Here is a 12,117-nt window from a genome sequence, read left to right as displayed (position 1 = left end):
CGTCCATGTGAGGGGAAGGAGGAAGTCCGGACGCCGCAAGCAGCGTCCGCACGCTCACTTGGTCGCCGTGACGATCACCTTGCCGGTGACGGTCTCGGGCTCGCCCTGCACTTTCGCCGACAGCGTCACCTGATAGCGGCCGGCCATCGGCAGGTCCGTCCGGAAGGCGTAGACGCCCGGCTCCTGCGACGGAAGCGGCGCGACCGCCGATTCCATCTCGGCCATCCCGTCCGGGGCCATGTCGACGCGGGTCTTGAAGATGACGGCGTCCGCCACCGGCTTGCCGGTTTGCTTGTTGGTCAGGCGAATCGAGAGCGTGACGTCGTCGCCCTTCTTCATTTGCGCAGTGACGGGCTCGAAGGCGTAGTCACTGGGGCCCGCCATCGCGGCGGAGGCGGCAAGCGAAAGGGTGGCGGCGAGCGCCGCGGTGCTGAATTTGGAAAGCATTGTCCTGTCCTCATGATCTGATCTTTCGCCGTGGCGCATGAAGCGCGCACGTCAGTTGTCGTCGCGCGCAAACGTGCTGCGCGCGTTCGGCTGTTGCGAGATCAGATTCGAGGAGGTCGGAAGGGAGGACTGCTGCCGCGGACGGAGACGACCTGATCCTCGGGGATGGCGATCGTGCTCACGGCTACGGCGAAATGCCCGAAGACGACGGGCCTGATGGCATCGAGCGCGATGGTGCCGCCGACGCAGCAGAAACCCATCCCGCATTTGTAGCCGATAGTCTGGGAGGGCGTCCCCTTCATGTCGGGGCAGCAATCGTCCATCGCCATCCCGGCGTCGCTGCCCATCTGCATGGTCGCCTGCATGTCGTCCGACGACATGGCAAGCCCGGATGCGGACGCGCCAACGGGCAGCATCGCCAGGGATATGGCGATTGCGAATGCCAGGATGGTACGGACGAGGCGCATCTTTATCGAGTTACCTTATCAAGGTCGCAGCGTAACTCTCGTAGCATATCCCAGTGCCGGTGGCGCTTGTTGATCCGGATCAAGCATTCGTGACCAGGGGCCGGCCGGTACGACCCTGCCGCCGGCCCGGGTCAGATCTTCGGGATCTTCGCGCGCTCGACCACGCCGGTCCATTTGGCGATCTCGGTCTCGATCAGCGTCTTCATCTCCTCCGGCGAGCTGCCGCGGACCTCGCCGCCGACGGCGGTCTCCAGACGCTGCCTGAGCTCGGGATCCCCGAGTGCGTCCAGCGTCGCGGCATGGAGCGCGGCGATGATGGCGGACGGCGTTCCCTTGGGCGCCAGCAGGCCAGCCCAGGTGCGCACGTCGTAGCCCTTGATGCCGGCTTCCTGCACGCTCGGGACATCGGGCAGCAACGCAGTGCGCGTCGGCGAGGTCACCGCCAGGCCACGGATCGCGCCGCTCTGGATCTGCGGGGCCAGCAGCACGGGCGTGCCGACGATGACGGGAACGTCGCCACCGAGCAGCGCGGTGGTGGACTGCGAATCGCCGCGATACGGCACGTGCACGATCTCGATGCCGGCTGTGGCGTTGAGCAATTCTCCCGCAAGATGATGCGTGCTGCCGAAGCCGACCGATCCGAAGCTGAGTGAACCCGGCTTGGCCTTGGCCATGGCGATGAGCTCACCCAGCGATTTTGCGGGATAGTCGCTGCGCACGGCGATGACGAGCGCGTAGTAGACCAGCGTCGAAATCATCTCGAAGCTTTCGGCCGGCTGATAGGCGAGACTCTTGTAGGTCGCCGCGGAAATCGCGTGCGCACCGGTGACGAGGCCGAGCGTATAACCGTCGGGCGCCGCCTTGGCGACCGCATCCGCCGCGATGTTGCCGCCGGCGCCCGGCTTGGCCTCGACGATGATCGGCTGCCCGAGCTTCTTCGACAGCCCGTCGGCGATGATTCGCGACAGCGTGTCGGCGGCGCCGCCGGCGGCAAAGCCATGCAGCAGGCGGATCGGACGCAACGGATAATTGTCCGCCCATGCCGGGGTCACCAGACAACCACCGAACAGAAAAATGGCCGCAGCAAGCCGCTTCATCCCTCGCATGGATGCTCTCCCTCAATTGTTATGTCGTTGGCCACAGCGCGTGCGGCGTCTTCAAGTCATGATCGCGCTAACGCGCGAACTCCGTGCATTCAGGCGACGGCGGCATACCCCAGACGTCACGCGGCAGCCCGACCCATATCTTCGGCCGCTGCGGGCGATCGCGATGCCAGGGACGCGGCTCGAAATAGCCGAGCTCCTCGTCCACCATCCGGTCGAGGTCATGAAACAACTCGACCAGATGCCCATCGGGATTGCGGTGATAGATCGCCGTGTTGTGCCCGGGGCCGTGACGCACCGGTCCCCAAAGCACCGGGAGCTTGTGACGCGCGAGATGGTCGCAGGCCCGATGCATGTGGTCGGGGCCCCGCAGTTCGAACGCAAAATGATGCAGACCGCGGCCAGGCGCGAGCGCAAAATTCAACGTGTGATGCTCGAAGCCGCTGCGCATGAAGACGAAGCGGTCCTCAATCCAGTCGGATACCCGCAGGCCCATCACCTTCGCGTAAAACTCCGAAGCGGCCTTGGGATCGGGCGTGCGAAGGGCGACATGGCCGAGCTTGGCGACAGCGAGGCCACCGATCCGCTCCTGCGCGGGCGTGGGCGTCCAGCTCTGGATCAGCTCGAAGCGCGTGCCCTCTGGATCCGTGAACGACAGCAGCCGGGACACGCCCGGCAGGGGATCGCTCCGAAGCTCGGGCCGTAAGTCCGCCTGCTTCAGCGCGGCGCCCAGCGCCTCGATCTGGACCTCCGGGGAGATCTCAAAGGCGATGCTGCTCAGTGCGGCATCGCCGGGCTCGATCACGAGCGAGAGCTGCTCGGAATCGCTGGCGAGGAAAATGCGGTCTCCGTCGCGGGCAACGAGGCCAAGTCCGATCACGCCGCGATAATAGTCGAGCAGCCGCTCCGGATCGGGCGAGGTGAAGGTCGCGTGTCGCAGCCGGGTGAAGCGTGCAATGGGTGCTTGTGTCATCGTGCGGTCCATCCCCTCATGGAATCATGATGATCTTGCCGAGCGCGGAGCCCTGCTCCAGCAACGTATGCGCCTTGCTGACTTCGTCGAGCCTCAGTACCGCCGAGATCGCCGGCTTGATCGCATTGCGGCTCAAGGCCTCGATCACGCTGCGCATCAGGCCACGGCGTCCGTCACGATCGTGGTCGTAGATGTGGAAGGAGAAGCAGCGGATCGCCGGACAGATGTCGAGATGATCGCGCATCGCCGCCATCAGATTTTTTTCCGGCAAACCGGCGAAGGCGTTGTAGGACAGCAGCGTGCCCCATTTGCCGAGCGCGCCGAGATAAGAGGTGAACTCGGGCCCGCAGACGTGATCGAGCACGAGGCCGACGCCCTCGCCATCCGTCAGCTCGCGGGTGCGCGCCACGACATCCTCGCTCCGGTAGAAGATGACGTGATCGGCGCCGTTCGCCCTGGCGAACGCGGCCTTCTCTTCAGTCGAGACCGTGCCGATGACGGTCATCCCGGCAAGCTTGGCCAGCTGCACCAGCGCCGTGCCGACGCCGCCGGCAGCTCCAATTACCAGCGCGCTTGCGGGCGCGCGCGGATGGCGGCACTCGTGCAGCAGTGCGTAAGCGACCTGGTAGTTCGACAAGCACACGGCCGCTTGCAGATCGACATTGTCCGGCAGCGCGTGAACGGCATCCGCGGGCGCGACCACGACGTCGGCATAGCAGCCGCCGCGCTGGGACAGATCGCGCGCGCTCAGCAGCACCTTCTGGCCGATGGCAAAGCCCTCGACGCCGGACCCGAGCGCGGAAATGCGCCCCGCGACGTCGTTGCCGGGATTGGCCGGCAGCGGCGGCATCCATTTGTAGACGCCGCGCCGGATCAGCACGTCGGGTTGACCGACCCCGAACGCCTCGGCCCGGATTTGAACATGGCCGGCTCCGGGCAGAGGCACCGGAAGCTCGACCAATTCGAGTGCATCCGGCCCACCCGGCTGACGCACCAGCACCGCCCTCATGACTTCACGCGCTCCCTGGGACCATATTTTCGAAAATCATACCGTTTACGAAAATTATTGCAAGATGGTCGTTAGCGCGGCATGTTGAGGCATCGATTCAGCGACAGGTCCCATGCCCGAGAGCGCCGTCCGCCCCCGCAAGGAATTCGGCAAGACCATCGCCGCCGACATCACGCATCGGCTGCGCGAGGAGATCATTGCCTGCGCCCTTCCGCCCGGCGAGCCGCTGCGCTTCGACGTGCTGCGCGAACGCTTCGGCGCCAGTTTTACCACGCTGCGCGAGGCGCTGACCGCGCTCGCCGCCGAAGGCCTGGTCGATGCCCAAGAGCAGCGCGGCTTTCGCGTGGCGCCGGTCAGCCGCCAGGATCTGGTGGAGGTCACCGATGCAAGGGTGCTGATCGAGGTGGAATTGATCCGCCGCTCGATCGAGCGGGGCGATGACGATTGGGAAATCGCCGTGATCTCCACACTGCACCGATTGAAGCGGATCGAGCAGCGCGATCCCGAGCATCCCCTGCGCGATCCCGAGTGGAAGATCGCGCATCGCCAGTTCCACCAGGCGCTGGTCTCCGCCTGCGGCTCGGCGACGCTGCTCGCCATTCGCGCCGAGCTGTTCGACCGTGCCGAACGCTACCGGCATCTCTCCGCCAATTTCAGGCCGCGCCCGCGCGACAAGGCCGGCGAGCACCAGGCGATCATGCAGGCCGCCATCTCACGCAACGCGGATCTCGCCGTGCAGTTGATCGAGACCCATATCCGCTCGACCTCCGACAACGTCGCCAAATACGCCGGCCATCTGCTCGACGCCGAATAGGAGACCTGCATCTTCACGCGGTGGGCTTGCGCCCGGCCTAATTTTCGAAAATAATACATCAGATCGAAAATCGAAACCGTTAGGGCGAAATCATGAAGCTGCTGTCGTTCTTGGATGGAAATCGGGAAAGCTGGGGCGCCGTTGTCGAAAACCGCGTGGTGGATCTGGGCCGCGCCCTGCCCCAGTACCCCACGCTCGCGGACTTTCTCGGCAGCGATGACTACGCCAGGCGCGAGGCGATCGTCGCCGGGCACAAGCCCACGCTGGCGCTGAGCGACGTCAAATACCTGCCGGTGATCCCGCGGCCCGAGAAGATCGTCTGCGCCGTGCGCAATTATCTCGACCACCACAACGAAGCCGTGGCGTTCGGCATGAAGCGCGAGATCACGGAATTTCCGCCGATCTTCCTGCGGGTCTGGCGTTCCCAGGTTGCGCACAACGCGCCGGTGATCCGGCCGAAGGTCTCGGACAATTTCGATTGGGAGGGCGAGCTCGCCGTCGTCATCGGCAAGGGCGGCCGTCATATCAGCCAGACCGATGCATGGAATCATGTCGCGGGCTATTCGATCTACAACGACGTCAGCGTGCGCGACTGGCAGCGCCACGCCCAGCAGATCGCCTCCGGCAAGAACTTCGTCGGCACCGGCCCGTTCGGACCGTGGCTGGTCACGCCGGACGAGATCGGCGATCCCACGAAGCTCAAGCTGGAGACGCGCGTCAACGGCGCGACCGTGCAGTCCTCCGACACCTCGATGCTGATCTTCTCGATCCCGCGGCTGATCGAATATTGCTCGACGATCTTCGATCTCGTGCCCGGCGACGTCATCGCCACCGGCACGCCGGCCGGCGTCGGCTTCACCCGCAAGCCGCCGATCTTCCTCAAGCCCGGCGATTTGGTCGAGGTCGAGATCGAGAACATCGGCGTGCTCAGCAATCCCGTCGTGGACGAGGCCTAGCTTCAGCATGTCGTCCTACGATATTCGCAAGACCGCGCTCAGCGTCGAGACCATCTGGCATGAGCGCGGCCCACGGCTGGAGAAGCCGCTGCTGGTCGGAACCGCCGTCGCGGTGATCCGCAATCCTTTCGCCGGCCGCTATGAGCCCGATCTGATGCCGTTCCAGGCGGCCTTGCGTGAGCTCGGGCGCGAGCTCGCTGGCGCGCTGATCGCACAGCTCGGCGGTGCGCCGCGGATCGAAGCCTATGGCAAGGGCATCATCGTCGGCGAAGACGGCGAGCTCGAGCATGGCGCCGTCTGGCATGAAGCCGGCGGTCACGGCGTGCGCGAGGTGCTGGGTCAACCCAAAGCCATCGTGCCGGCGGCGAAGACCATCGGCGGTCCGGGCACGCGCCTGATGGTGCCGCTCGGCCACATCCACGCCGCCTATGTCCGCAGCCATTTCGGCACCGCGGAGATGACGCTGTGGGACGCGCCGCGGCGCGACGAGATCGCCTTCGGCCTCGTGATGGCAACCGGCGGCCGACCGCACGCGCGCATCGGCGGCCTCGAGGCGTCGGAGATCTCCGTGCATGACGGGCAGCGGTGAGCGCCGCCCGTCTCCGCGTCACAGGAAGCCGGTCGAGATCCACGGGACCGCCGCGACGATCAGCGTGCCGATCAGCAGGGCCACGATATAGCCGACGATCGGCTTGATACCCTCGTCGGGACTGATGCGGCTGATGGCGCAGGCCGCGTAATAGCCGACCCCGAATGGCGGGGCGAACAGGCCGATACCCATCGCGAGCACGACGACCATCGCGTAGTGCACTTCGTGCACGCCGACCTGGCGGGCGATCGGAAACAATAGCGGCCCGAACAGGACGATGGCGGGGATGCCTTCCAGCACGCTGCCCAGAATGACGAAGGCGAGGATCGTCACGCCGAGAAAGACAGGCGTTCCGCCCGGCAGAGCCGTCATGAACTTTGCAAGCGAGGCCGAGAAGCCCGATTGCGTCAGAGCCCACGCCATCCCTGTCGCAGCGCCGATGATCAGCAGGATCGCGCCGGACAATGACGCGGTCTCCACCAGCATTGGGTAGAGGCGGCGCCAGGAGAACTGACGATAAATCAGGAGCCCGGTGAGCACCGAGTAGACGATGCCGATGGTCGAAACTTCGGTCGCGGTGGCGACGCCCTCGACCACCGCGGCGCGGATGACGAAGGGCAGCGCCATTGCCGGGATGGCAATGACGAAGGCGCGGCCGATCTCCCTCCCCGTGGCCCGCTTCACATGCGACAGGTCCTCGCCCCGGTATCGCCACCAGACCACGGCGCAGAGACCGATGGCGAGCACGATGCCGGGCAGCAGCCCCCCGGTGAACAACGCCGCGATCGACACGCCCGTCACCGAGCCGATGGTGATCAAGACGAGCGACGGCGGAATGGTCTCGGTCTGGGCCCCGGTCGCCGCGAGCAGCGCCACGAGATCACCGGGCCTGGCGCCGCGCTTGGTCATCTCCGGAAACAGCACCGGCGCCACGGCGGCCATGTCCGCCGCCTTCGAGCCGGAGATGCCCGACACCAGGTACATTGCGCCGACCAGCACATAATGCAGGCCGCCGCGCACGTGGCCGAGCAGGCTGGCGAGAAAGCCGACCATGGCCCGCGCCATGCCGGTCATCTCGATCAGCAGGCCGAGGAACACGAAGAGCGGCACGGCCAGCAGGATCAGATGGCTCATGCCTTCGTCCATGCGACCAATGATGACCACATCGGGCGTGTTCGTCGTCAGCGCCAGATATCCGACGGTGGCAAGACCGAAGGCAAAGGCGATCGGTACCGCCGCCAGCACCATGGCGCCGACGATGACCACGAAGAAGATCAGCAGGTTGAGATTGCCGAGCGGTTTCAATACCGGCGCGATGAGGACGAGCGCGGCGATGATGCCGGCGACGAGCGCCCCAGCCGCGAGCAGGCTGCGCAGGCTCGAGATGCGGGCGAGCCGCAGGACCGCCGCGACCAGCATCAATCCGATGCCAACGGGTAACGCGGCAGCCCGCCAGCTGTTGACGATTTCGAGCGCCGGGGTCGTGACGAACACCTCGTCGGCCGCGAACTCGTAGGCAGGGTGGACCACCAGCAGCAGGAATGCCAGCGATGCCGCGGCGGCAACGACGTCCAGGAAGGCACGTGCGTCGGGACGGAGCATGCCGATGATGGCCGTCATCCGCATGTGCTCACCGCGCTGGAACGCGATCACCGATCCCAGCATGGCGAGCCACAGGAACAGGATGCCGGCAAGCTCATCCGCCCAGATGATCGGAGCGTGAAAGACATATCGTCCGACGATGCCGGCCGACAAAACGACGATCTCGGCGAGCACCAGGAGCGCCGCCGGGATCGCAACCACATGACCAAGCACCTTGTTGGCCGCGACGGCCCAGCGGTGCACACCGGATTGAGGCGCCGCACCGGCGGCGCCCTGATCGATCCCAGGCATATGGTTGATCGCGGTCATGACAGCTTGCCCGCCGCTTTCTCGAGCTGAGTCCAGGCCTCATCGCCGAACTTGGCCCTCCAGTCGGCGTAAAAGCTGGTCTTCGCCAGGGCCTGGCGGAATGCGCCGCGGTCGACGTCGATGAACTGCATGCCCTTGGCGGTCAGGTCGGCGCGCAAGGACTCGCTGAGCTTGGCGACGTCCGCACGCTCGTCCTTGGCCGAGCGATCCAGCTCGCGTGTCACGATCTGCTGCACATCCTTCGGCAGCTTTTCGAAGGCGCGCTTGTTGCCGAGGATCCAGTAATTGTCCCAGACATGCCCGGTCAGGGAACAGGTCTTCTGCACCTCGTACAGCCGGGCCGTCGCGATGATCGGCAGCGGATTTTCCTGACCGTCGACCACTTTGGTCTGGAGCGCGGAGTAAACCTCGTTGAAATTGATCGGCGCGGGGCCTGCCCCGAGCGCCTGGAACAACGACGTCAGATTGGGAGCGGCCGGCACGCGCAGCTTGAAGTTCTTGAGATCGTCCGGCGTCCTGATCTCGCGGCCGGACGACGTGACGTGGCGGAAGCCGTTATCCCAGGGGCTCGACACCGCCATGATCGGCGTGCGCGCGATCTGCGCGCGGATATAGGCGCCGAGCTCGCCATCCATCGCCTTCCAGACCGCGTCATAGTTCGTGAAGAGAAAGCCGAGGTTGACGATGCCTGCGGCCGGCACCAGCGTCGCGAGGATCAGCGAGGACAGGTTGAAGAACTCGACGCCGCCGTTGCGGACCTGCGTCAACAGGTCGGTATCCGATCCGAGCTGGTTCGCCGGGAACAGATTAATCTCGAGCCGCCCGCTCGTCGCCTCGCGAATGCGGTCGGCAGCTTCCTTGGCGCGGATGTTGACGGGGTGCGTCGGATCCTGCCCCGTCGCAAGCTTGTAGGTGAATTCCGCGGCCGAGGCCGGGCGGGTGAGAATGGCACATAGCGGCACGGCGGCGCCGGCCATGAGCAACTTGCGGCGGCTGAGAGTTATCGGCTTGCGCAAGGTCATCGTTTCCTCCTGTCGAGCATGGATTGGTTGATGTAAAGGCGGCTCTTCACCGCCCGTGTTGCTGCTGGCCGGCTCTCGATGCGCCGGCATTGGACAGCAGCCGTCGTTCTTCGCAGCGGCGCGACGAAGCATGTCCGTCGTGGATCGGGAAGACGGGCTGCTAGCGCAGCCACTCCTTGATCTGCCGCTTCACTTCCGCGGTCGAGATGCCGTAGCGGTCGTGCAGCGTCGGCAGCGCGCCGGCGGCGAGAAACTCGTCGGGAAGTCCGATCTGCCGGAACGCGGGATGAACGCCCGCGCGCATCAGCAGCGTCGCCACGGCCTCGCCGAGCCCGCCGATCACGGTGTGGTTCTCGGCGACGACGACGAGGCGGCCGGGCTTGCCCGCTTCGCGCAGGATCGCTTCGGTGTCGAGCGGCTTGATGGTCGGAACGTGCAGGACAGCCGCATCAATGCGGTCGTCCGACAAGGCCTGGGCCGCCTCCAGCGCGCGCATGGTCATGATGCCCGAGGAGATGATCAGGACGTCGCCACCGTCACGAAGCAACGCAGCCTTGCCGAGCTCGAACCGGTAATTGTACTCGTCGAGCACCAGCGGCACCTGTCCGCGCAGCAGGCGCATATAGACCGGTCCGCGATGCGCGGCGATCGCCGGCACGACCTGCTCGATCTCGTGCGCATCGCAGGGATCGATCACCGTCATGTTCGGCATCGCGCGGAACAGGGCGAGATCCTCGGCCGCCTGGTGGCTGGGTCCATAGCCCGAGGTCAGGCCTGGCAGCGCGCAGGCGATCTTCACGTTGCGGTCTTCTTCCGCAATGGTCTGGTGGATGAAGTCGTAAGCCCGGCGCGAGGCGAACACCGCGTAGGTCGTCGCGAACGGCATGAAGCCTTCGGCGGCGAGCCCCGAGGCTGCGGCGAACAGCAGCTGCTCGGCCATGCCCATCTGGTAGTAACGATTGGGAAAAGCCTGCGCGAAGATGTGCAGGTCGGTGTATTTGCCGAGATCGGCGGTCATGCCGACCGCGTCCTCGCGGCTGCGGGCGAGCTCGACGAGCGCGTGGCCGAAGGGGGCGGGCTTGGTGCGCTGGCCCTCCGCCGCGATCGAGGCGATCATGGCCGACGTGGTCAGGCGCGGCTTTGCCGAGGGGGTCGATCCGGCGGACTTCATGACTGGTCTCCCGCGTTCAGTGCAGACAGCGCGAGCTGCCATTCATGCGGCTCGACGCGAATGAAATGGTTCTTCTCACGCTGCTCCAGGAAGGGAACGCCCTTGCCCATCAACGTGTCGGCGACGATCATGCGAGGCTTCGGCTCGGCATGCGCCGTCGCGGCATCGAAAGCCCCCACCACTGCGTCGAGATCGTTGCCATCGACGCGCTGCACGAACCAGCCGAAGGCCTCGAGCTTATCGACCAGCGGCTCGAAGCCGAGCATCTGCTTGGAGGGACCGTCGGCCTGCTGATTGTTGACGTCGACGACTGCGATGATGTTGTCGAGCTTGTGATGGGCAGCAGACATGATGGCTTCCCATTTCGAGCCCTCGTCGAGCTCGCCGTCCGAGAACAGGGTGAAGATTCGCGCCGCCGAATTCTTGCGCTTCAGCCCGAGCGCCATGCCGACGGCGATGCCGAGGCCAAGGCCGAGCGAGCCGCCGGACATCTCCATGCCCGGGGTGTAGGAGGCCATGCCCGACATGGGCAGACGGCTCTCGTCGAAGCCATAGGTCGCGAGCTCCGCCCCCGGAATGATCCCGGCCTCGATCAGCGCCGCATAAAGTGCGATCGCATAGTGCCCGTTCGAGAGCAGAAAACGGTCGCGGCCTTCCCAGACCGGATCCTCGGCGCGAAAGCGCATCGCGTGGAAATAGGCCACCGCCAGCACGTCGGCGATATCGAGCGCCTGGGCGATATAGCCCTGGCCCTGGACCTCGCCCATCAGCAAGGCGTTGCGGCGGATATTGCGGGCGCGCTGTGCCAGCGTCGGTGCGTTCGGGAGTGTCGGTCTTGCCATGTATATCTCCTCCTCGCCTAGTGGATCAGCATGCCGCCGTTCACGTCGATGACCGCACCGGTGACGTAGGCCGACAGGTCCGAGGCGAGGAAAGTGTAGATGCCCGCGACGTCGGCGGCCTCGCCGAGGCGGCCGAGCGGTATGCCCTCGAGGATCTTCGTCCGCATCTCGTCGGTGAGCTTGCCCGCGGTGATATCGGTGCCGATCAGGCCCGGCGTCACGCAGTTGACGCGGATACCGTCGGGCCCGAATTCGCGGGCCATCGCCTTGGCGAGGCCGAGCACGCCGGCCTTGGCTGCCGAGTAATGCGGTCCGCCGAAGATGCCGCCGCCGCGCTGGGCGGAGACCGACGACATGCACGCGATCGACCCGCTCCTGCGCTTGCGCATATGCGGGATCACCGCCTGCGACAGGAACAGGATGCCCTTCAAATTGACGTCCTGGATACGGTCCCAATCTTCAGGGGTGATGTCGAGAAGCTTCACCGGCTGCGTCACGCCCGCATTGTTGATGAGGATGTCGATCTGACCGAATTTCGCGATGACCGCTTCAACGGTCTTGATGCAGGCCTGCTTGTCGGTGACGTCCAAGGCGAGGCCAAGATGCGGCTCGCCAGTGCCGGATTCGAGTCCGCGCGCGGCGGCTTCCGCGGCTGAACCGTCGATGTCGAGAATGGCGACCCGGGCGCCTTCGGCCGCAAAGCGGCGGGCCGTTGCAAGGCCGATGCCCCGCGGCGAGGCCGCTCCGGTGATGATGGCTGTCTTGCCGCGTAGCAGCATTGTGATCCTCCCTGAATGGCTGTTGCCGGCACCG

Annotated in this window: 13 protein-coding genes; 3 read left to right on the top strand and 10 right to left on the bottom strand. The window is 65.6% G+C overall.

What is annotated here, in order from left to right; genetic code table 11:
• Positions 1-54: 54 nt before the first annotated feature.
• The 5 genes from XI04_RS38115 to XI04_RS38095 form a co-directional block, all read right to left on the bottom strand.
• On the bottom strand, positions 55-447 hold the full coding sequence (locus XI04_RS38115) for a FixH family protein (protein ID WP_038947844.1): 393 nt from the start codon (positions 445-447) through the stop codon (positions 55-57).
• 101 nt (positions 448-548) lie between these two features.
• Positions 549-914 carry a hypothetical protein gene (locus tag XI04_RS38110; protein WP_271609391.1) on the bottom strand — a complete coding sequence of 122 codons (366 nt, stop codon included), beginning with the start codon at positions 912-914 and terminating at the stop codon, positions 549-551.
• Between the two features lie 131 nt (positions 915-1,045).
• The gene (locus XI04_RS38105) at positions 1,046-2,020 is read right to left on the bottom strand and encodes a tripartite tricarboxylate transporter substrate binding protein (RefSeq protein WP_271609390.1); all 975 of its coding nucleotides are present in this window, start codon (positions 2,018-2,020) and stop codon (positions 1,046-1,048) included.
• Between the two features lie 67 nt (positions 2,021-2,087).
• Complete coding sequence (locus tag XI04_RS38100; RefSeq protein ID WP_028142967.1) at positions 2,088-2,990, bottom strand: VOC family protein; 903 nt, start codon at positions 2,988-2,990, stop codon at positions 2,088-2,090.
• Positions 2,991-3,006: 16 nt separating this feature from the next.
• Positions 3,007-3,999, bottom strand: coding sequence for a zinc-dependent alcohol dehydrogenase family protein (locus tag XI04_RS38095; RefSeq protein WP_271609389.1), 993 nt, complete (start codon positions 3,997-3,999; stop codon positions 3,007-3,009).
• Between the two features lie 112 nt (positions 4,000-4,111).
• Between XI04_RS38095 and XI04_RS38090 the strand changes: the two genes are divergently transcribed.
• The 3 genes from XI04_RS38090 to XI04_RS38080 all read left to right on the top strand — a co-directional run bounded on the left by XI04_RS38090 (position 4,112) and on the right by XI04_RS38080 (position 6,358).
• A complete protein-coding gene (locus tag XI04_RS38090; RefSeq protein WP_028142965.1) occupies positions 4,112-4,813 on the top strand; it encodes a GntR family transcriptional regulator in 702 nt (233 codons plus the stop codon).
• Positions 4,814-4,905: 92 nt separating this feature from the next.
• Positions 4,906-5,769 carry a fumarylacetoacetate hydrolase family protein gene (locus tag XI04_RS38085; RefSeq protein WP_038971522.1) on the top strand — a complete coding sequence of 288 codons (864 nt, stop codon included), beginning with the start codon at positions 4,906-4,908 and terminating at the stop codon, positions 5,767-5,769.
• Between the two features lie 7 nt (positions 5,770-5,776).
• Positions 5,777-6,358, top strand: a complete 582-nt coding sequence (locus XI04_RS38080; RefSeq protein WP_271609388.1) for an amino acid synthesis family protein — start codon at positions 5,777-5,779, stop codon at positions 6,356-6,358.
• An 18-nt stretch (positions 6,359-6,376) separates the two neighbouring features.
• Here XI04_RS38080 and XI04_RS38075 read toward each other — a convergent pair whose 3' ends face one another.
• From XI04_RS38075 to XI04_RS38055, 5 genes are all read right to left on the bottom strand, one after another.
• A complete protein-coding gene (locus XI04_RS38075) occupies positions 6,377-8,269 on the bottom strand; it encodes a TRAP transporter large permease (RefSeq protein ID WP_271609387.1) in 1,893 nt (630 codons plus the stop codon).
• Positions 8,266-9,291, bottom strand: a complete 1,026-nt coding sequence (locus XI04_RS38070; protein WP_028142961.1) for a TRAP transporter substrate-binding protein — start codon at positions 9,289-9,291, stop codon at positions 8,266-8,268. Before XI04_RS38070 ends, XI04_RS38075 begins: the two co-directional genes overlap by 4 nt.
• A 160-nt stretch (positions 9,292-9,451) precedes the next feature.
• On the bottom strand, positions 9,452-10,462 hold the full coding sequence (locus XI04_RS38065; protein ID WP_271609385.1) for a transketolase family protein: 1,011 nt from the start codon (positions 10,460-10,462) through the stop codon (positions 9,452-9,454).
• Positions 10,459-11,304 (bottom strand): transketolase, encoded by an 846-nt coding sequence (locus XI04_RS38060; protein WP_271609384.1) that lies wholly within the window; start codon positions 11,302-11,304, stop codon positions 10,459-10,461. The genes XI04_RS38065 and XI04_RS38060 overlap by 4 nt, the downstream gene beginning before the upstream one ends.
• Positions 11,305-11,321: 17 nt before the next feature.
• Positions 11,322-12,083: an SDR family NAD(P)-dependent oxidoreductase gene (locus tag XI04_RS38055; protein WP_038947833.1), complete on the bottom strand. Its 762-nt coding sequence runs from the start codon at positions 12,081-12,083 to the stop codon at positions 11,322-11,324.
• Between the last annotated feature and the right edge of the window lie 34 nt (positions 12,084-12,117).

Source organism: Bradyrhizobium sp. CCBAU 11430 (assembly GCF_028128855.1).
GTDB lineage: Bacteria > Pseudomonadota > Alphaproteobacteria > Rhizobiales > Xanthobacteraceae > Bradyrhizobium > Bradyrhizobium ottawaense.
The sequence above is the reverse complement of the archived record's forward strand: the minus strand, read 5'-3'. Positions and strand labels throughout refer to the sequence as shown.